Source organism: Methylophaga sp. UBA3613 (assembly GCF_002375415.1).
Taxonomy (GTDB): domain Bacteria; phylum Pseudomonadota; class Gammaproteobacteria; order Nitrosococcales; family Methylophagaceae; genus Methylophaga.
Map to the genome: position 1 here is coordinate 91,577 of NZ_DFLS01000002.1, position 19,473 is coordinate 111,049.

A 19,473-nucleotide genomic window follows, 5' to 3' on the forward strand; every position below is an offset into this window, starting at 1 on the left:
CTGCTCTAACAAAACTCGCTTTATTTTTCTGCTTCAACTTTTTCAATCAAATACTCAACCACATTAAGCATTTCAGTCATCCCTCCTGCCAGCGGTGCGTCAGTAAAATAACGTCCATCAACGATAATAACTGGAACACCCTGAACGCCAGATGTTTGGCTGATGATCAGTGCTTTTTTTACGTTGGTTTTGACAGTAAACGAATTCATCGTTTCAACGAATTTCTCACGATCAATCCCCTGCTCTTCAACAAAATCGAGCAAACGATCTTCAGTATCGAGACGACGCTTATCAATATGAATCGCATTAAATAATGCTTTATGCAACTTTTCAGAATCACCCGTTATTTGTGCAGCATAAAACACCCTTGCTAACTGCAACCAACTGTCACGGAAAATAGCCGGTACCTGGGTAAATTTCACATTTTCAGGCAAGGTTTCTTTCCATTGCATGATTTGTGAGTCCAAATTAAAACAATGTGGACAGGAGTACGAGAACAACTCAATGACTTCAATGTGTTCATTTGAGGTATTTTTCGCCATACGCTCAGTGGTAGGCTTGTAGTGTTCACCCTCTTTGTAGCTTGTTGAATCAGCTGACACAGACAAAGGCATTAATAATGCCGCTGTGGTGAGTAACAAAGCACGAATTGATCTCGTCATTTCAATATCCTTAAATTTTTTAATTACAAACTGCCATAAGAATGAAGGCCGGACAGAAACATATTGACACCCAGAAAGGCAAATAAGGTCACGAACAATCCAACAATTGCCCACCAGGCCATTGGTTTACCATTCCATCCTTTTGTCATGCGCATATGCAACCAGGCTGCGTAGTTTAGCCAGACAATCAAAGCCCAAGTCTCTTTCGGATCCCAAGACCAGTAACCGCCCCACGCTTCAGCAGCCCACAAAGCCCCTAGAATCGTCGCCACCGTAAAAAAGGCAAAGCCCAGGGCAATGCTTTTATACATCAGATCATCCATCATTGTCAGTGGCGGCATGGCTTTGACCAACCCACTGTCCGGATTTTTTTCACTACGCCAGCTGACCAATAAATAAGCGATGCCAATCATGGCAGCCATAGCAAACGCACCGTATCCTATAAAATTGGCTGGTACATGAATTTTCATCCAGTAACTTTGTAATGCCGGGACTAATGGCTGAATTTCGTGGGCATTACGTTCAAATGCATACCAAAGCTGAAATATCACAGCAGCAGAGATAACCAGCAAGACGAATCCACCCAGACTACGCACTTGATACCGACGTTCGTAGAACAGATACAGTAAAGCCGTTACGACAGCAAACAGAATAAAGACTTCGTAAAGATTGCTGACAGGAATGTAGCCAATATCAGCACCCATCATATGCGTTTCACGCCAGCGAACCATCAGCCCTGTCATACCAAAGGTCGTCGCAATCCAGGTAAATACGCTACCAACTTTTTCGGTATAGTCAGATCTGAAAATCAACCCACCAAAATAGGTAAATGTGGCGGCGATAAAAAATACACTCATCCACATAATGGCTGACTGGCTGGCCAGCATGTATTTGAGCAATCCGTTAGTTTCAGCAGCCTCCAGATTGGTACCGTATAACTGCAAGGCAATTAGACTGAGCATAGCAACAGCGATAGCGTGACCGCGGAAGCCGGGCCAATGATTGCCGACAAAGCCCATGCTAATAGCCGTAAACATCAGGATTGAGACCTCATATACGTCCAGCACTTCATGATAAACAGACAAAATACCAATGGTTGCCAGTAATAAAAGTGCATACCACCACCAGGTATGGGCAGCAGGTTTTGTCATGATTTCAGTATTCGTTGTCATAGGTTTCTCATACTCTTTAACGCTTTCATTAAGAACCTGGCTCCAGGTTGGAGTTCCCGGTTTTAGTTGCTAAAACAGTTTGTTGCTCATTGAAAAATGTATCAAACTCGCGGGCATTTCGATTTGTCGAACCTGCCAATATAATTTCCGTGTGTTCAGCACCCTCTTCCACCCATGCCCATAAGCGTCTCTGTGGAAGATAGAACAGTAAAAACACACCGATTATCAATAGCGCACAACCGAAATACACCACATTCTTTCCTGGGGCTTTGGCAATTTGCAGGCCGGTCGATTGAACATGTTCAAAATCAGTCAGCTGCAAAAAGACCGGCGAACCGTAACGCGATAAGGTGCCAATTGTATCCACACTATCCTGTAAAAACAGTAACTGGTCGTTGGTCACAGTTTGCGGAGTAATGCCATCCATGCTGAAATAAATCCGCGCCAGCATCTCCCGTAACATGCCCAGATAAGCAGGCGCCAGATTGTCACGCTCGGCGTCAGGAAGATTGTTATCAATGAAATCCCTGACCTCATCAAAACCACCCCTGACAAACATGGTGATCAATGTTTCGAGGGTTTGCTGCAAACTGGCTTCAAGAGCTTCATCACGTTCTGGCAACATTGCCAACGCTTCTTTCATCATCGAATTGGCAATATCTGATACCAGCTCTTCATCACGTAATAACGCTGAATAATTCAAGAACTGCTGCAAGCTGCCATCTTCATCTACAGGTAAATAGAGGTAGGCAAAGGATTCTGCAGGACTGTTACGAACACCACTTAAAAAGTATTCGCGACCATCACGCTCAACCGGAAACATATAGTTTTCGTATTCTCTGGCTTCACCAGTCTCTGTACGTAACTTAAACGTAAAATTCGGACCAAAATCACGTAAATTTCGCTCATCTTCTTCTGTCGGATCAGGGTTGATATTAAACGGCCGGAAACTGGTCATTTCCAGCTGCATGGTTTCTTCTCCCCACAGCATTTGACGATTTTCAAATACTTTGGTTTGGATAGAAACAGGCTCAGTCCCGGCACGGCTATCAAGAGGCCATGCATCGATACTAAGCGAAGAACCACCGTCACTGAAACTGGATTGATAGATCGAGTGGCCTCGATAAATTAATGGGTGGTTTACCGCAATAGTAGATTCAAAGGGTTCCGCCAGTTGATCGTCGTGAATCACTAAATCCGATTCAAAAGATTTTGGCTGACCATTGGGATAATGTTCGATTCGGAAATCTTTTACTTCAATACGAAAAGGCAGGGCTTGCAACAAATAACCGTCACGAACCGGTAAAAAAACTACTTCTGCCGCCTTGCCTTCCGGGATACTTACACTCCCCCTAAAACCCTGACTACCAACTGCAAGACGACTTTCTGCAGGTATTTCACGGATCGAAAGATCGCGGGTCTCAATTTTGATTTCACCGCGCCATTCGGCAAATTTTAATGGCATGTTGCTATCAAACAGACCACCAACACAGATCACCACAATGGCAATATGGGTAAACAGGTAGCCGAGACGGTTCATACCGCCACGCATTGCAGAAATTAATACAGCATCATCTTGTTTAACCGTTTGTCTACTGCGGAACCCCAGTTTTTTGAACTCGTGCTGCAAATCATTTGCTACTGAAGGCATGGTTGCATTTGATTGCCACTGAGCACTGTGATGCATAGCTTTTAAGGATTTTTTCTGCACATTAGTGCGTAACTGCCACATTTCTTTAGCCATCGCCGGAAAATGACGAATTACACAAACCGATGTGGAAATGACAAGCAATGCAAGTATGGCGATAAACCAGATAGAACTGTAAACATCATAAAGCCCAAGCTGTTCAAATACTTCAAACCAGAAAGGACCAAATTTAATGACATAATCAGCATAGGGCTGGTTTTGCTGTAGAACAGTGCCGATAACAGAGGCAATGGCAAGTGTCAGCAATAACGTAATTGCCAACTCCATAGAGCCAAGAAATAAAAATAATCGGCGAGAGTAGCTGTTGTGGGAGTGATCTTTCGGGGTAACTTCAGACATGAAATTGCTCAAACATGAGCCGATGAGTTACTCCGGTGCAATCAGAATCATTGTCACCGGAGCTTATCAGCAATTAATGCAGACCGGATACATAAGCGGAAACCGCTTTAATTTCTTCCTCAGTCAACTTGGAAGCAATATCACGCATCATTCCATTAGGATCGTTATGACGTTCACCATTTGCAAAAGCGTGTAATTGCGATTCTGTATAGGCACGATATTGAGCAGATAGTTTCGGCCATTTCGCCGCGGGCATACCACTGCCATTGGGACCATGGCATGCCATGCAGGCAGGCACCCCGGATTCGCTATTGCCGCCACGATAAATCTGTTTTCCCAGTTCCAGCAAGTCTTCGCTCACGGCGCCCGGCGCAGTTTCTTTGCTGGCAAAATAAGCCGCCAAATCAGCCATATCCTGTTCCGACAGGTTGGCCACCATCGGCGCCATTATGGCGTTTTTACGTTTACCACTTTTGAATTCGACTAGCTGTTTGTAGAGGTAACTGGCATGTTGTCCAGCCAGTTTTGGGTACATATCAGAAGGACTGTTACCATCAGCACCATGACAGGCAGCGCACACAGCTGATTTTGTTTTGCCAGCGGAAATGTCTCCTGTGGCAAAAACAAGTGGTGAACTCGATACACCCACCCCAAACACCACTGCAAAAATAAATTTTTTCATTGTCGTTCCTGGCTACTAACTTTCGGATACAAAACTTTCGGTATGCTACTCTTATTGGCACTTTTTTGCACCTGGAAAGACTGACATGTCAGAGTTATACCGAAGCGCACATTATACTGTCAGCGCCACACAATTGTCTCAACTGCCACCTGACTCAGGTTTCGAAGTAGCTTTTGCGGGCCGCTCAAATGCCGGAAAATCCAGCGCAATCAACACCATCACAGGAATCAAAGCTCTGGCGCGAATAAGTAAGACACCAGGAAGAACACAAATGATCAATTTTTTTCATCTGGACGATGAAAGAGCCATGGTAGATCTTCCCGGTTATGGTTATGCCAAAGTCCCGGAAAAGATGAAGCTTAAATGGCAAGCCACCCTGAGCAAATATCTGGAAACGCGCCAATCGTTGCGCGGATTAATGCTGATGATGGATATTCGACATCCATTAAAAAACTTTGACCTACAAATGCTGGACTGGGCAAAACAGGCTGAACTGCCGATTCATATTTTACTCACCAAGTCGGATAAATTGGGACGCGGTGCTGGGGGTAATGCCCTGCAACAGGTTCGTAAAGAATTAAAAGATGCTGGGTTGGAAGCATCGGTACAATTATTCTCTTCTTTAAATCATCAGGGACGTGATGAAGCGATTCAGGTACTTGATAATTGGTTTGAATTATCGACCGCCGAACAGCAATAGAATATTTTTCTTTCTGTTCGCTGAAAATTTATGCTTCAGGTGATGGCAGATGTCATCACTCTCTGCTAACGTTTACGGCATTGGGACATGCAGTGCTAACATAACATTTCCAGTTCAATGCTGAACCTGCCGCTTAATGGCAATGTTGCCAGAGCTGGTTCCCTATCCCCGATTTTTTCCATAACGATGCCCATTCAAGGATTCCGCTATGACGCCAAGATATACTCCGATTACCACCCCGCTGCCTGAACTTTATCAGACATCAAAACTGGGGATGAATACGCTTGCATTAACTGAGGATTTCAAACGCTATTTCGGTATTTACCTTGGTCAGGACAAGGGCTGTGCTTCAGGTCATTACCTGTATGCAGCTATGGCCCATACACTGCGTGACCGGCTGTTTGAAAGAATGAAAAATACCAAACACACCTATGCCGATTCGCGCTGCAAACAGGCTTATTACCTGTCCATGGAATTTTTAATGGGCCGCGCCACCGGCAATGCCGCTTTAAACCTTGGCATTGAAGAACCGTTGAAAAAAGCGCTGGTCAATCTGGGACTCGAATATGAAGAACTTGCCGAATTTGAACATGATGCCGGTTTGGGTAATGGGGGGCTAGGTCGTCTGGCTGCATGTTTTATTGATAGCTGTGCCACCCTGCAACTACCGGTTACGGGATATGGCTTGCGTTATGAATACGGCATGTTCCAACAAAAAATTGAAAATGGCCGCCAACAGGAAATGCCGGATCACTGGTTGCGTGATGGTAATCCATGGGAATTGGAACGGCCTGAATACACTCAACGTGTCAAATTTGGTGGACATACCGAGTTACATCGTAACAGTAGTGGTCAAATGGAAATTCAGTGGGTTGATACCAATGATGTACTGGCTGTTCCCTATGACTTACCTATTCCCGGCTATCAGAATGGCACCGTCAATCGTTTGCGGTTGTGGAAAGCAGCGGCTACCGATGAGTTTAACCTAGAAGATTTTAATGCCGGTTCGTATACAGAAGCGGTTGCAGCGAAAAATGAAGCTGAAAATATCAGCATGGTTTTGTACCCAAACGATGCCAGTGAAAATGGTAAAGAGTTACGTTTACGCCAACAGTATTTCCTGGCCTCAGCCAGTCTGCAGGATATTCTGGATTACTGGGTGACGACTCATGATGGCAACTTTGAAAATTTTGCCGATAAAAACGTCTTTCAACTTAACGATACTCATCCTACTGTTGCCGTTGCAGAACTGATGCGCCTGCTTATGGATGAACATCAATTAGGCTGGGATAAAGCCTGGCAAATCACCACCAAAACTATGGCCTACACCAACCATACTTTGTTACCCGAAGCACTGGAACGATGGCCGGCAAACCTGTTTGGTCGTCTACTGCCTCGCATTCTGGAAATAATTTACGAAATCAATGCCCGATTCCTCAGGGAAGTGGCTAATCATTGGCCTGGCGATAAAGAGCGGCTGGCACGTATGTCTATTATTGAAGAAGGTGCCCAGCAACAGGTCCGAATGGCTCATTTGGCCATTATCGGTAGTTTTTCCGTCAATGGTGTTGCAGCCTTACATTCTGAATTACTGAAAAAAGGCTTGTTTGCTGACTTCTATCAGTTATGGCCGGAAAAATTTAACAACAAAACTAACGGTGTGACCCAACGCCGCTGGATGGCCTGGTGTAATCCGGTGTTAAGTCAACTGATTAGCGAAACCATTGGGGATAAATGGATTACCCGCCTTAATGAGCTGGAAAACCTCGCTCCACTGGCCCATGACAAAGATTTTCAGAAAGCCTGGCACGAAGCTAAATATGAGAATAAAAAACGTTTAGCGGCATTAGTCGAAAAACAATGTGGCGTGGTGTTTAACCCGGAAGCCATGTTTGATATTCAGGTGAAACGCATTCATGAATATAAACGCCAACTATTAAATGTTTTGCATGTCATTCATCTTTACGATCAGATTAAACGCGGTAAAACCGAGGGATTACCCAAACGCTGTGTTTTGTTTGGTGGTAAGGCAGCCCCGGGTTATGTCATGGCAAAACAAATCATCAAGCTGATTAATAATGTTGCTGATGTTGTAAACAACGATCCAGATGTGGGCGATTGGCTGAAAGTTGTTTTTTTCCCCAACTATCAGGTTTCTGTAATGGAAGTCATATGCCCCGCAGCAGATTTATCGGAACAGATTTCTACAGCCGGTAAAGAGGCTTCCGGTACCGGCAATATGAAATTTATGATGAATGGTGCTATTACCATTGGTACGCTGGATGGGGCAAATATCGAAATTCGCGAAGAAGTTGGTGATGATAACTTTTTCCTGTTTGGTTTATCTGAAGAAGAAGTTGCAGAAAATCGAGGGCATTATAATCCACAGTCTATTATTGAGAATGATGCTGATTTGAAACGCGTGGTGGACTTATTAACCGGCGGCCATTTCAATCAGTTTGAGCCGGGCTGCTTCGATAACATTATTAATGCCTTTACCAGTTCAAATGACCCCTGGATGACCGTAGCCGATTTCCGCAGTTATATAGATGCTCAGAAACAGGCCGGACAGGCTTATCTGGATAAAGAGCGCTGGACAGCTATGAGTATTATCAATGCAGCTAACAGCGGTAAATTTTCAACTGACAGAACCATGGAAGAATACAATCAGGGTATCTGGAAGCTGGAAAAAATTGCGCCACATCCAGATAGCTGATACCGGATAGAAAAACCCCACTGTCATTAACCATATAGGTGTATTGGCAGTGGGTTTCTATTTTTCCTGTGGTTTAAGACAAGCAAAGTCCGTATAATTCGCGCTGTCAGCAATCACACAAAGCGCCTGTAGCTCAGTTGGATAGAGTGTCGGTTTCCGAAGCCGAAGGTCACAGGTTCAATTCCTGTCAGGCGCACCAATTTTTACTTAACTCTCTTCTCTGGCCACGCGTTATCAGTTTGATTCAGCCCCTGCATGAATATTGGGTTCTAATTGGCCATATTGATCAAGTTTGTTATATAAAGTCTTAACGGTAATGCCAAGCTGCTTGGCTGCCTTGGTTTTATTTTGCTGACAGGCTTCTAATGTCGACAGAATCAGGCTTTTTTCAGCATCTTTAATCGAAGTACCGGGCCCGATATCATTTTCTATTGCAGAGTGGCCGTTGCCAAAATCAGGTAGATCATCAACGGTTATTACATCTTCTGCCAATATATGCGCCCGTTCAACACAATGTTTAAGCTCTCTGACATTTCCCGGCCAACTATATTGAGCAAAAATATCCAGTACATCATCGGAAAATACTTTGCCTGAATTTGTCGCTTCATTTCGGTAAGCGAGGAAATGTTTGGCCAGCTCAATGACATCATTGTCCCGCTGCCGTAACGGAGGAAGTTTGATGGGAAAATGTGCCAGACGAAAATAGAGATCCTCACGCAGAAAACCGGCTTCAATCGCTTCTTCTGGTTCACGATTGGTCGCGGCAATAATCCTTACTTTGGATTGCCGCACCACATCACTTCCTACTCGACGAAACTCACCACTTTCCAATACTCTCAGCAGTTTACTTTGTAATGCCAGAGGCATCTCAGTGATTTCATCCAGTAATAACGTGCCGTTGCCGCCTTGTTCAAAAAAGCCGATATGTTGGTTTACTGCCCCGGTAAACGCACCTTTCTCATGACCAAATAATTCGCTTTCAATAAGATCTGCAGCCAACGCCGCACAATTGACTGAAACCATCGGTTCGTTAGCTCTTTCACTTTGTTCATGAATTGTTCTGGCAGCAACTTCTTTACCACAGCCACTTTCGCCTATCAGAAATACACTGGCATCTGTCTGGCTGACACGTCGTATCAAACGATAAAGCTTATGCATAGCAGCAGAGGAGCCCAGAAGCGAGCCATATTGATCAAGTGTGGAGGTAAGTGTGGCAGTCTGACGGTTTTTTTTCAGCTGTTTGAATTCTGTAGCAAATTCCTGGGCCACTTCAATGAGGGGGGTGAAGTCGCTCATCTGTCGAAAATGATAAGCCCCCCCTTTACTCATCATTAAGTCCAACCATTTATTGGGTAAACCGTCACTTAATAAAATCCAGTCAGCAGTAGTTTGCAAAGGATGTGTTTCGAATAATTTATAGTCAGACTCAGTGGCTTTTTGGGGGGCATAGATAACCAAATCTGCTTGATAATCTTGCTCACTCAAGTCTGCAACCTGAACTAAACTAAAGTTACAGGCAGAAAGCAGTTTGCTCAATTTCGCTGATAAGATTTCATCAGTTGTGATTAACAGTAATTTTGGCATAAGACCCGTTTTTAAATAATAATTAAATTCGAGTCTAACATGCGGATTTTATAGATTTCTTAACATAGATAAAGAGGTTGAAACTTAATGTTTCAACCTCTTTTATGGAATAGCTGATTAGTCAACCTATGCGGCGATGATGTCGTTTATCACTTTTTAATCTTAGCAAACGATCCTGACTTAATTGTATATTCGCCAGATGGCCTGCAAGATAAGATGACATTTGCCGATCGTGCATTCTTCTTACATAAATTTTAAAAATTTCCAATGAATGCATTTCCATTGATTCCAAATCAGCAAGACAATCTTTATCAATTACATCCTCACATGTTCCATATGCAACTTTGTAGATTGCCCGCATTGTTAACGCTAACTCACTATTGGAAGGCTGAGTATCCTTGAGCCCGGCAAAACGCTTGTTAATATCGTCAACAATTTCAGCCCGTACCAGAGCCATTTCACGCAACAACATTCTTATTTCACTGCTGACCACTTTCCTTGCGGTCATATCGTAGAAGTTGCGTCCATCTGCACAGATACTCTTCAACTCCTGAATAAGTTGCTGATCTCTGTTATTCAACATGTGACATTCAGTTTGTTACAACGAGTTCATCTTTGACTTCAACAACCTTGTCATAACCTTTCGCCATTTCGACCGCCAGATCTTTTTCGGCCTCATTTTTCACGTTACCTTTCAATGTGACAACGCCATTGTCGGTTGAGACTTCAATGGCAGTGGCTTCAAGCTCATCATGAGCAGCAAGCTCCATCTTAAGTCCGGCAGTTACAGTCATATCATGCCATGCACGGCTAAAAGATTTATCATCGTTGTTATCTTCATTACGATAGTTTTTATCTACCGTCAGGTTATTTTTAACCTCAGAGATACCTTCAATATTTTTTGCAATTTCACCAGCCAGCTCTTTTTGCGTCTGGTTGTTCACTTCACCACTTAAAACTGCAACCCCACTTTCAATATCCGTATCAATTTTAAAATTATTCAGTTCGGTGTTCAGCAATAATGATGTTTCTAATTTGCCATCCAGCCAAGCATCATTAGCCTCACCTTGCCAGTCATTTGCTAGCACAGGGGTAGTAACTAAGGTAGCTGCGGTCAAAATTGCTAAATGGTTCATTTTAATTTTCATCATTTATCTCCTAATTGATTTAATGTCACTCACTAAACAGGTGCTATAACCATGCCAAGTATATAAACCAAATAAATTCATGGGGTTACTCAACTCTCCCACTTTAAATACTTTAATAATCATGAATAAATTACAAGCTTTATCAGGAAAATATTCATGTTTAACAAAAAAGACGCCTTTCGGCGTCTTTGGAGCTAGTGGAATCCAGCAAAAAGCGTTCTATTTGGTAAGCGCTTCAACTTCCTTTTCTGCCTGATCTTTTGCCAGGCCATATCGCTCCTGCAGGAGACCAACCAATTGCTGGGCATTACCTTTTGTTTGTTCAATTTCATCATCAGTTAAGTCACCCCAGCTTTCACGAAGCTTACCTTTAACTTGAGTCCATTTACCTTCTGCAATATCTGTATTCATTTTTTTCTCCTTGTTGCTCTAAAAAATCTGATACCTAGGGCTTGTTGCTCTTTATTTATTACCAAAGGCTTTTGCTGAAATAAACTTTAAATAATTGCAATAAAGCTCAATGCAGTTTCAGCAAAAATATCAGTCACAAGGAATATTACAGAAATCATGCCAAGATGATATGTATCTGTTTTCCATATTAAATCTGGAAATTTTAAAAATAAAGATGCACTAAACCGTGGTAGAAATAACATGGTGAAATGTAAAATTTTCAACGCTTCAGCGTTTTAAAACGAATCATTTAGTTGCAACTCAAAGTACCTTCTTTACCACTTCACTCAAAACAGCAGACACAAAAAAGGCCCGGTTAAGGGCCTTTTTCATTTCAACTAAAGTTCTAGTTATTATGGGTTAACAACAAAATCAACACGACGGTTAAGAGCACGACCTGCATCAGTTTCATTGTTAGCGATTGGATGATTTTCACCCATACCAACTGGAATCAGGTTGTTGCCATTAACACCTTTTGACGTGAGATAGTCAACCACTGACTCTGCACGACGTTGTGATAAGTTTTGGTTATATGCTTCAGTACCAATACTATCTGTATGACCTTCAACACGTACTTCAACCACTTCATCACTGTTCAACAAAGCATCTACTGCTTCATCAAGAGTTGATTGAGCTTCAGGAGTTAGTGTTGCTTTATCAAATTCAAAGTGAACGTCATTCAATGACAGAATGGTTTCACCGGCGATTGGACATCCATCTTGGTCAACGATTACACCCTCTGGCGTATTTGGGCAAAGATCTTTGTAATCCGCTACACCATCTCTGTCTGAATCAATTGGGCAACCAACATCATCAACTGTTACACCAGCTGGTGTGTTAGCACACATATCGATACCATCGACAACACCATCATTGTCTGAATCCATTGCACAACCATTGGCATCAAGCAATGCACCTGGAACTGGCTCATGCTCACACATCATTTTTTCTGCTGCTACTTCTTCTGCCTGGGCTTCATCAGTTGGGCAAAGTAATAATGCCAACATTGCACCGACTGCAGCGCCACCTACAGCACCAGAGCCACCACTTGCCGCTGCACCGACTGCTGCGCCACCAACGGCACCGCCAAGAGCAGAACACAAAGTATAATCTTGATACGCACGCTGGTTTGGACCTGCACAACCAGCCAGCAAACCAATCGTCAGCAATGCTGCCGTTAATTTAACTGTAATATTCATAGTTTTAGTTCCTTTAGATTTATTGCTTAGTTGGTAATCGTTTCTTGATATCTTGGCTGACACGGTGGTTAATCCATGTGTTCAGATTCAGATATCATAATAATACGATTTACATTTGGAGTGTAACATATTAAAAAAAAGGCATATTTAATCTTAGTTATGTCCCTGAAAATTAAAAGCGGCTATCCATTGGGTCGCTTTCCATTTCTAGGGATAAAGCTTGGGCACCAGCGTCCACAGGGAGTTCACCAGTTTCCGAGCCTAACTTGATCATCAACCTTACTTCATTACTTGAATCAGCATTTCGCAATGCGTCTTCATATGAGATTTCTCCAGCTTTATACAAATCATATAAAGACTGATCGAACGTTTGCATCCCCAATTCCCGAGAACGTTTCATAACATCCTTGATTTCCGCAACCTTACCCTTTTCGAGCAAATCTCCAATTAATGGCGTATTGAGCAGGACTTCAACTGCCACCGCCCGTCCTGAACCATCTTTTTTTGGAATCAGCCGTTGTGCCACAACAGCTTTAAGGTTGAGAGACAAATCAAGAAATAATTGCTGGTGCCGGTCTTCCGGAAAAAAGTTAATAACCCTTTCCATCGCCTGATTGGCATTATTGGCGTGAAGGGTTGATAAACACAGGTGACCGGTTTCAGCAAATGAAATACCGTAATCCATAGTATCACGACTTCTGATTTCACCAATCATAATGACATCTGGAGCCTGTCGCAATGAATTTTTCAATGCCACTTCGTAGGAGTCGGTATCCACCCCCACTTCTCGCTGCGTGACGACACATCCTGCGTGTTTATGATCAAATTCAATCGGGTCTTCAATCGTTAAAATGTGACCGGTACTGTTTTGATTACGATAACCAATCATCGCCGCCAGTGTGGTTGACTTACCACTTCCGGTGGCCCCCACAAACATCACCAGGCCACGCTTGGTCATTGCAAGTTCTTTAATGATTTCAGGAACATGAAGTTCTTCAATGGTGGGGATTTCCCCTTTTACCAGACGCAAGACCATAGCGATTCGACTGCGCTGATACAGTGCACTGACTCGAAAACGGCCGGCACCTTTGGTATCGATAGCGTAATTACATTCCTTATCGCGTTCAAAAGTACGTTTTTGTTCATCGTTCATGGTGCTCAACACCAATTCACGGGCTTCTTCTTCAGTTAAAGGTTCCTGCGAAAGTGTTGCCATACGGCCATTTACTTTCAAGGTGGCTGGACGGCCTGAAGTAATAAAAATATCTGAGGCTTCGTGTTTTACCGCAGCTTTAAGAATAGTGACTATTTCCATCATGATCTCCTAACGGAACAGATCCTTGTTCACGGCACGGGGTAATGCTTCATGCTTGGTAATTTGCTGACGACGTACCAAATCCTGTAAACACTGATCCAATGTCTGCATTCCTAAGGCACCACCTGTTTGAATTGAAGAATACATTTGCGGGACTTTATCTTCACGAATCAGATTACGGATAGCCGGCGTACCAATCATAATTTCATGTGCCGCAATGCGCCCCCCTCCGACTTTCTTCAATAGCGTCTGGGAAATAACCGCACGTAAGGATTCTGACAACATGGAACGTACCATATCCTTTTCCGCCGCCGGAAACACATCAATAATACGGTCTATGGTTTTTGCCGCTGATGAGGTATGCAGGGTGCCAAATACCAGGTGACCGGTTTCCGCGGCAGTCAGTGCCAGACGAATGGTTTCCAGATCACGTAATTCCCCGACCAGAATTATGTCAGGATCTTCCCGCAAAGCACTGCGTAATGCCTCACTGAAGCCATGGGTGTCACGATGCACTTCACGTTGATTGATTAGACATTTCTTACTGCGGTGTACAAATTCAATCGGGTCTTCAATGGTTAGTATATGTTCGTTATCTTTTTCATTACGATAATTAATCATTGCAGCCAACGTGGTCGACTTACCGGAACCAGTCGGTCCAGTGACCAGCACAATACCGCGATTATTGTCGGAAATCTGTTTGAAAATCTCGGGGGCACCCAATTCTTCCAGTGTCAGCACCGTTGAAGGTATGGTCCGGAAAACCGCGGCTGCCCCCCGGTTCTGATTAAACACATTGACCCGGAAACGCGCCAGATTGGGAATCTCAAACGAAAAGTCTGCCTCCAGAAACTCTTCAAAATCCTTACGCTGACGGTCATTCATGATGTCATATATCATGGCATGCACTTCTTTGTGTTCCATAGCAGGCAAATTGATGCGTTTTATATCGCCATCAACCCGAATCATTGGCGGCTCACCAGAAGAGATGTGCAAATCGGATGCATTGTTTTTTGCACTAAAGGTCAGCAATTCAGTAATATCCATGCACATTCCTTAATTCGATAATGATGGCTACATGTCGATGACAACATAGCGAATACTGTTAAAGGTAGCGCGCTCCAGACTGGCTTGCAACATGACAAATTCAAAAACACGTCTGCAATCTGTGATGAACTTCATCAAATTGGCAGAACAACAGGCTAATCGCTCCCCAGGCTCAGTGAAATTGCTTGCTGTAAGCAAAACCTGGCCGGCATCCCGGCTACGTGAGCTAGCTGAAGCAGGACAGATACGCTTTGGTGAAAACTACCTGCAGGAAGCCTTACAAAAAATCGCAGAATTAGCAGATTTACAACTGGAATGGCATTTTATCGGCCCAGTTCAATCCAACAAAACCCGTGACATTGCTGCCAACTTTGATTGGGTCGAGAGTGTGGACAGGCTTAAAATTGCGCAACGGTTATCTGACCAGCGACCTACTGAAAAACCGCCTTTGAATATTTGTCTGCAAGTCAATATTGATGATGAAGCCAGCAAGGCAGGTGTTCATGCCGACGGTTTAATGGAACTCGCTGCTGCAGTAAGCCAACTGAAAAATATTCGGTTGCGGGGTTTAATGATCATTCCGGCAATTGCAGAAACGGTTGAACAACAGCTCGATGCCTTTGCCCGGGCGCAGCAACTTTTTTCTCAACTTAAAACCAACCACGCTACCGTTGATACTTTATCAATGGGGATGTCAGCTGATATGCAGCCAGCTATCTCGCAAGGCAGCACCATGGTCCGGATTGGGACGGCGCTGTTTGGTGAGAGACATACACCCAATAAACAATAACCAGTACACTACAGTGTTGAAGAGTCCGTCCCAATGGAGAAAGTTTAAATGATACCTTGCAAGCTCGCCTTTATCGGCGGTGGAAATATGGCGCGCAGTTTAATTGGTGGCTTAATCGCCAATGGCATGTCAGCTGAAGATATCCACGTTGCTGATAAAAATGCCGCAACACTTGAGTCACTTAACCGTCAATATCCTGTGCAGACGTTTACCAGCAACCAACATGCTATCGAAGGTGCTGATGTCATTATTATTGCTGTCAAACCTCAGCAACTGCAAGAGGTTGTTAAAGCGCTTCATTCTTCCTGGCAAGAAAAGCAATTACTGATTTCAATTGCCGCCGGCATCCGTATTGAAGATATTAGCCGTTGGCTGGATAAACCACAGGCTGCGATTGTGCGTGCAATGCCCAATACGCCAGCGTTGGTGGAAGCCGGCGCTACCGCGCTGTTTGCAAATGAATATGTTAGCCACCAGCAGCATGAATTGGCGGAATCCATCTTGCGTGCCTGTGGTTTGGCAATCTGGCTGAAAGAAGAAAAACACATGGATGCTGTTACTGCCGTTTCCGGCAGCGGCCCGGCCTATTTCTTTCTGGTGATGGAAGCGATGGAAAATGCGGCTATTGAACTTGGCTTACCGCAGGAAACCGCGCGACTGTTATGTTTGGAAACCGCATTCGGAGCCGCTAAAATGGCCCTTGAAAGTGGCGAATCTGCCAGCACTTTGCGTAAACAGGTCACCTCTCCCGGCGGCACGACTGAAAGAGCTATTCATGAACTGGAAGATGGTGGTTTACATGGCTTATTTGAAAACGCATTAGTGGCGGCGGCTTTGCGCGCAAGAGAGCTGGCCAATGAACTGGGACAAGACCATGCCTAATAGCTATTTTTCAAATCCATTGATGTTTCTGATTGAAACACTTTTTCAGCTTTATATGTATATCGTTGCCATACGGTTATTGTTACCGCTGATAAGGACTTCATTTACCCATCCTTTGATTCAGACCATTATCCGAATTACCGAGCCACTTTGTGCTCCGTTACGCAGTTTTATGCCTAGCACTCGAAAATTTGATTCTGCCGTTTTGCTGCTATTGATTCTGGTCACTTTAGTCAAACTGACGTTGCTACTGAGTCTGGCTGGGGCATGGCCCGCCCTTATTGGCCTGGTTCTACTGACGGCTGCAGAATTATTTTCCCTGTTTATCAGCCTGTTTACAGTGACGATTATTATCGAAGTACTGCTTAGCTGGCTGGCTCCTCAAGGATATAATCCGGTCGCCAGTCTGATTCAGGCAATAAATGCCCCTTTGCTGGATCCAGTACGTAAAAGAATGCCGTTAATGGGTGGCATTGATTTATCGCCATTAGTCGTCATATTAGGGCTGCAGGTTCTGTCGATGCTGGTGATGCCTTTACTGCTCGGTTCAGCGTACCCCCAGTATTAATTTTATAGGACACAGTACATTATGTCGGACTCCCTGCCAGCTGACTCAGTCGGATTGGTAACACCTTCACATTTGCATATTGATACGCCGCTGGCGCTGGATTGTGGGCGGATGCTGCCACAGTTCGATTTGATTTATGAAACCTACGGCACATTAAATGCCGATAAGAGCAACGCTGTTCTTATCTGCCACGCTTTGTCTGGCGATCATCATGCTGCAGGGTTTAATTCTCTGGAAGAACGTAAACCCGGCTGGTGGGATACGGCGATAGGTCCAGGAAAAGCCATTGATACCAAGCATTTTTTTGTCGTTTGTCCGAATAATCTTGGCGGTTGTAAAGGTTCCACAGGTCCTAATACTATTAATCCTGAAACCGGCAAATTATATGGTCCGGACTTTCCCATTGTGACGGTAGCTGACTGGGTAAAAAGTCAGGCGATCCTGGCAGACTCATTAGGTATTCATAAATGGGCTGCGGTGGTGGGCGGAAGTCTGGGTGGTATGCAAGCCCTGGATTGGGCAATTACGTTGCCCGAGAGGGTCGGTCATGCACTGGTCATCGCCGCAGCGCCAAAGTTATCTGCACAGAATATTGCGTTTAATGAAGTGGCCCGAACTGCCATTAAGTCTGATCCTGAATTTCATGAGGGCCGCTATCAGGAATTCGATACTGTTCCACGACAGGGGCTGGGACTGGCCAGAATGTTGGGCCATATCACCTATCTTTCCGATGAAGCCATGGGCGAAAAATTCGGTCGTGAACTGCGCAGTGGCAAAATTCAGTATGGCTATGATGTTGAGTTCCAGATCGAGAGTTATTTACGTTATCAAAGCTCCAGCTTTGTAGAACGCTTTGATGCCAATACTTATTTATTAATGACCAAAGCACTGGATTATTTTGATCCGGCCAAGGAGTTTGATGACGATCTGACTCAAGCAGTCAAAGCCATTCAGGCCAAATCGTTGATTATTTCGTTTACCAGTGATTGGCGGTTTTCACCTTTACGCTCTCTGGAAATTGTTGATGCCCTGCTCAGTGCTGGCAAGTCAGTAAGTTATGCCGAAATTGAAGCCACGCAGGGTCATGATGCTTTTTTAATGCCAATCCCCCGCTATATGGAAATCTTTGCCAGCTATATGCAGCAAGTTGCAAAAGAGGTGAATAGCTGATGACTTTACGGGTTGATTTACAAATTATCAGTGACTGGATCCCAGACAATGCCCACGTGCTCGATCTGGGTTGCGGCAATGGATCTTTGTTAAAACATCTGCAGCAACGCAATGTTACCGGTTATGGTCTAGAAATAGATAACAGCAAATTTTCCGAATGTATTGCCGGTGGTGTCAACGTTATACAAGCAGACTTGGATGAAGGTCTCAGTCAGTTCGGTGATCAGAGCTTTGATTTTGTTATTTTGTCACAAACCCTTCAGGCCGTTAAACGTCCCGACTTTTTACTGAGAGAAATCATGCGGGTTGGCAAGCAGGGAATTATCGGTTTTCCTAATTTCGGACATTGGCAATGCCGTTTTCAACTAGGGTTACGAGGTAAAATGCCGGTATCCAAAAACCTGCCAAATGCCTGGTTTGATACACCCAATATTCATTTATGTACGTTGAAAGATTTTGAAAAGCTCTGTGACCAATATGGTTTTAGTGTGGTGAGCCGCAGTGTCGTTAATCACGAACATAAAGATACGCTTGGTATTCGCTTATTACCTAACCTGTTCGGCCAGATAGCTGTTTATTTGATTCATAACGGAAACTCATGAAAGATTATCAACGCGACTTTATCGAATTCGCCTTAGCAACCGGCGTTTTACGCTTTGGTGAATTTACCCTCAAATCCGGACGCATCAGCCCTTATTTTTTTAACAGTGGCTTGTTTAACAGCGGTGCAACACTGGCTCGGCTGGGACGTTTTTACGCACAGGCGATAACCGAATCCGCGCTTGATTTTGATGTGTTGTTTGGCCCAGCCTATAAAGGTATCCCGTTAGCATCCACTGCAGTTATCGCACTGGCCGACCAGCATGATCGCGATGTACCTTATGTATTTAACCGCAAAGAGAAAAAAGATCATGGTGAAGGCGGACAGCTGGTCGGCGCCGCTCTTAACGGTAAGGTACTAATAATTGATGATGTAATTTCCGCCGGGACCTCCGTAGGAGAATCTGTCGATATCATTCGCGCAGCAGGCGCTGAACCAGCAGGTGTCATTATTGCACTCGATCGTCAGGAACGTGGTCAGGGCGAATTATCCGCTATTCAACAGGTAGAGCAAACGCATAAGATCCCCGTCGTCAGTATTATCTGTCTCAATGACTTACTCAGCTATCTGCAGGATCATCCCGACTTGCAACGACATTTAGCTGCGGTAAAAGCCTATCGGGAACGATATGGGGTCTAGGGTCTGTTGATCTTTCATAGCCGCCTCTGTTGTGACTGAAAATGCACCAATCAAGGCGCGAGGAATGCAGTTTGTGAGATACATCCATGTATCTCACCCCT

General features: G+C 44.2%; 19 protein-coding genes and 1 tRNA gene. 9 read left to right on the forward strand and 11 right to left on the reverse strand.

Annotated elements, in window-relative coordinates:
* Positions 1-20: 20 nt before the first annotated feature.
* From B3S93_RS00880 to B3S93_RS00895, 4 genes are all read right to left on the reverse strand, one after another.
* Entirely contained in the window at positions 21-662 is a 642-nt protein-coding gene (locus B3S93_RS00880; RefSeq protein WP_292401222.1) for a thiol:disulfide interchange protein DsbA/DsbL, read from the reverse strand.
* A gap of 23 nt (positions 663-685) precedes the next feature.
* Complete coding sequence (ccsB, locus tag B3S93_RS00885; RefSeq protein ID WP_292356503.1) at positions 686-1,834, reverse strand: c-type cytochrome biogenesis protein CcsB; 1,149 nt, start codon at positions 1,832-1,834, stop codon at positions 686-688.
* A gap of 28 nt (positions 1,835-1,862) precedes the next feature.
* Entirely contained in the window at positions 1,863-3,881 is a 2,019-nt protein-coding gene (locus B3S93_RS00890; RefSeq protein WP_292401225.1) for a cytochrome c biogenesis protein ResB, read from the reverse strand.
* A 73-nt stretch (positions 3,882-3,954) separates the two neighbouring features.
* Entirely contained in the window at positions 3,955-4,563 is a 609-nt protein-coding gene (locus tag B3S93_RS00895) for a c-type cytochrome (protein WP_292356505.1), read from the reverse strand.
* 85 nt (positions 4,564-4,648) lie between these two features.
* Between B3S93_RS00895 and yihA the strand changes: the two genes are divergently transcribed.
* From yihA to B3S93_RS00910, 3 genes are all read left to right on the forward strand, one after another.
* On the forward strand, positions 4,649-5,263 hold the full coding sequence (yihA, locus tag B3S93_RS00900) for a ribosome biogenesis GTP-binding protein YihA/YsxC (RefSeq protein WP_292356508.1): 615 nt from the start codon (positions 4,649-4,651) through the stop codon (positions 5,261-5,263).
* A 208-nt stretch (positions 5,264-5,471) separates the two neighbouring features.
* Complete coding sequence (locus B3S93_RS00905; RefSeq protein ID WP_292401228.1) at positions 5,472-7,979, forward strand: glycogen/starch/alpha-glucan phosphorylase; 2,508 nt, start codon at positions 5,472-5,474, stop codon at positions 7,977-7,979.
* A 122-nt stretch (positions 7,980-8,101) separates the two neighbouring features.
* Positions 8,102-8,178, forward strand: a tRNA-Arg gene (locus B3S93_RS00910).
* A gap of 35 nt (positions 8,179-8,213) precedes the next feature.
* Here the strand turns inward: B3S93_RS00910 and B3S93_RS00915 are convergent.
* The 7 genes from B3S93_RS00915 to B3S93_RS00945 form a co-directional block, all read right to left on the reverse strand.
* Positions 8,214-9,464, reverse strand: a complete 1,251-nt coding sequence (locus B3S93_RS00915) for a sigma-54 interaction domain-containing protein (RefSeq protein WP_292401231.1) — start codon at positions 9,462-9,464, stop codon at positions 8,214-8,216.
* 220 nt (positions 9,465-9,684) lie between these two features.
* Positions 9,685-10,146, reverse strand: a complete 462-nt coding sequence (locus tag B3S93_RS00920; protein WP_292401234.1) for a hypothetical protein — start codon at positions 10,144-10,146, stop codon at positions 9,685-9,687.
* Between the two features lie 7 nt (positions 10,147-10,153).
* On the reverse strand, positions 10,154-10,714 hold the full coding sequence (locus B3S93_RS00925) for a BON domain-containing protein (protein ID WP_292401237.1): 561 nt from the start codon (positions 10,712-10,714) through the stop codon (positions 10,154-10,156).
* 216 nt (positions 10,715-10,930) lie between these two features.
* Positions 10,931-11,122, reverse strand: coding sequence for a CsbD family protein (locus tag B3S93_RS00930; protein WP_292401240.1), 192 nt, complete (start codon positions 11,120-11,122; stop codon positions 10,931-10,933).
* 392 nt (positions 11,123-11,514) lie between these two features.
* A complete protein-coding gene (locus tag B3S93_RS00935) occupies positions 11,515-12,360 on the reverse strand; it encodes an OmpA family protein (protein ID WP_292401243.1) in 846 nt (281 codons plus the stop codon).
* A 172-nt stretch (positions 12,361-12,532) separates the two neighbouring features.
* Positions 12,533-13,675: a PilT/PilU family type 4a pilus ATPase gene (locus B3S93_RS00940; RefSeq protein WP_292356520.1), complete on the reverse strand. Its 1,143-nt coding sequence runs from the start codon at positions 13,673-13,675 to the stop codon at positions 12,533-12,535.
* Positions 13,676-13,684: 9 nt separating this feature from the next.
* Positions 13,685-14,722 carry a type IV pilus twitching motility protein PilT gene (locus B3S93_RS00945; RefSeq protein WP_292356521.1) on the reverse strand — a complete coding sequence of 346 codons (1,038 nt, stop codon included), beginning with the start codon at positions 14,720-14,722 and terminating at the stop codon, positions 13,685-13,687.
* A gap of 91 nt (positions 14,723-14,813) precedes the next feature.
* Here B3S93_RS00945 and B3S93_RS00950 point away from each other — a divergent pair, with 91 nt between their 5' ends.
* The 6 genes from B3S93_RS00950 to pyrE are packed head-to-tail and all read left to right on the forward strand — an operon-like array spanning position 14,814 to position 19,372.
* Positions 14,814-15,512, forward strand: a complete 699-nt coding sequence (locus B3S93_RS00950) for a YggS family pyridoxal phosphate-dependent enzyme (protein WP_292356523.1) — start codon at positions 14,814-14,816, stop codon at positions 15,510-15,512.
* A 48-nt stretch (positions 15,513-15,560) separates the two neighbouring features.
* Entirely contained in the window at positions 15,561-16,394 is an 834-nt protein-coding gene (gene proC / locus B3S93_RS00955) for a pyrroline-5-carboxylate reductase (RefSeq protein ID WP_292356525.1), read from the forward strand.
* Positions 16,387-16,962: a YggT family protein gene (locus B3S93_RS00960; protein WP_292356527.1), complete on the forward strand. Its 576-nt coding sequence runs from the start codon at positions 16,387-16,389 to the stop codon at positions 16,960-16,962. Before proC ends, B3S93_RS00960 begins: the two co-directional genes overlap by 8 nt.
* A gap of 21 nt (positions 16,963-16,983) precedes the next feature.
* Complete coding sequence (gene metX, locus B3S93_RS00965) at positions 16,984-18,132, forward strand: homoserine O-succinyltransferase MetX (RefSeq protein ID WP_292401246.1); 1,149 nt, start codon at positions 16,984-16,986, stop codon at positions 18,130-18,132.
* Positions 18,132-18,734, forward strand: a complete 603-nt coding sequence (gene metW, locus B3S93_RS00970) for a methionine biosynthesis protein MetW (RefSeq protein WP_292356531.1) — start codon at positions 18,132-18,134, stop codon at positions 18,732-18,734. The genes metX and metW overlap by 1 nt, the downstream gene beginning before the upstream one ends.
* Positions 18,731-19,372: an orotate phosphoribosyltransferase gene (gene pyrE / locus B3S93_RS00975; RefSeq protein WP_292356533.1), complete on the forward strand. Its 642-nt coding sequence runs from the start codon at positions 18,731-18,733 to the stop codon at positions 19,370-19,372. Before metW ends, pyrE begins: the two co-directional genes overlap by 4 nt.
* Positions 19,373-19,473: the final 101 nt, after the last annotated feature.

What these genes read in the sequence shown, in the direction of transcription:
- pyrE (WP_292356533.1), top strand. Translation starts at nt 18,731, where the DNA reads ATGAAAGATTATCAACGCGACTTTATCGAATTCGCCTTAGCAACCGGC.
- ccsB (WP_292356503.1), bottom strand. Translation starts at nt 1,834, where the DNA reads ATGACAACGAATACTGAAATCATGACAAAACCTGCTGCCCATACCTGG.
- B3S93_RS00950 (WP_292356523.1), top strand. Translation starts at nt 14,814, where the DNA reads ATGACAAATTCAAAAACACGTCTGCAATCTGTGATGAACTTCATCAAA.
- metW (WP_292356531.1), top strand. Translation starts at nt 18,132, where the DNA reads ATGACTTTACGGGTTGATTTACAAATTATCAGTGACTGGATCCCAGAC.
- yihA (WP_292356508.1), top strand. Translation starts at nt 4,649, where the DNA reads ATGTCAGAGTTATACCGAAGCGCACATTATACTGTCAGCGCCACACAA.
- B3S93_RS00945 (WP_292356521.1), bottom strand. Translation starts at nt 14,722, where the DNA reads ATGGATATTACTGAATTGCTGACCTTTAGTGCAAAAAACAATGCATCC.
- metX (WP_292401246.1), top strand. Translation starts at nt 16,984, where the DNA reads ATGTCGGACTCCCTGCCAGCTGACTCAGTCGGATTGGTAACACCTTCA.
- B3S93_RS00940 (WP_292356520.1), bottom strand. Translation starts at nt 13,675, where the DNA reads ATGGAAATAGTCACTATTCTTAAAGCTGCGGTAAAACACGAAGCCTCA.
- B3S93_RS00935 (WP_292401243.1), bottom strand. Translation starts at nt 12,360, where the DNA reads ATGAATATTACAGTTAAATTAACGGCAGCATTGCTGACGATTGGTTTG.
- B3S93_RS00925 (WP_292401237.1), bottom strand. Translation starts at nt 10,714, where the DNA reads ATGATGAAAATTAAAATGAACCATTTAGCAATTTTGACCGCAGCTACC.
- B3S93_RS00905 (WP_292401228.1), top strand. Translation starts at nt 5,472, where the DNA reads ATGACGCCAAGATATACTCCGATTACCACCCCGCTGCCTGAACTTTAT.
- B3S93_RS00920 (WP_292401234.1), bottom strand. Translation starts at nt 10,146, where the DNA reads ATGTTGAATAACAGAGATCAGCAACTTATTCAGGAGTTGAAGAGTATC.
- B3S93_RS00890 (WP_292401225.1), bottom strand. Translation starts at nt 3,881, where the DNA reads ATGTCTGAAGTTACCCCGAAAGATCACTCCCACAACAGCTACTCTCGC.
- B3S93_RS00960 (WP_292356527.1), top strand. Translation starts at nt 16,387, where the DNA reads ATGCCTAATAGCTATTTTTCAAATCCATTGATGTTTCTGATTGAAACA.
- B3S93_RS00895 (WP_292356505.1), bottom strand. Translation starts at nt 4,563, where the DNA reads ATGAAAAAATTTATTTTTGCAGTGGTGTTTGGGGTGGGTGTATCGAGT.
- B3S93_RS00880 (WP_292401222.1), bottom strand. Translation starts at nt 662, where the DNA reads ATGACGAGATCAATTCGTGCTTTGTTACTCACCACAGCGGCATTATTA.
- proC (WP_292356525.1), top strand. Translation starts at nt 15,561, where the DNA reads ATGATACCTTGCAAGCTCGCCTTTATCGGCGGTGGAAATATGGCGCGC.
- B3S93_RS00930 (WP_292401240.1), bottom strand. Translation starts at nt 11,122, where the DNA reads ATGAATACAGATATTGCAGAAGGTAAATGGACTCAAGTTAAAGGTAAG.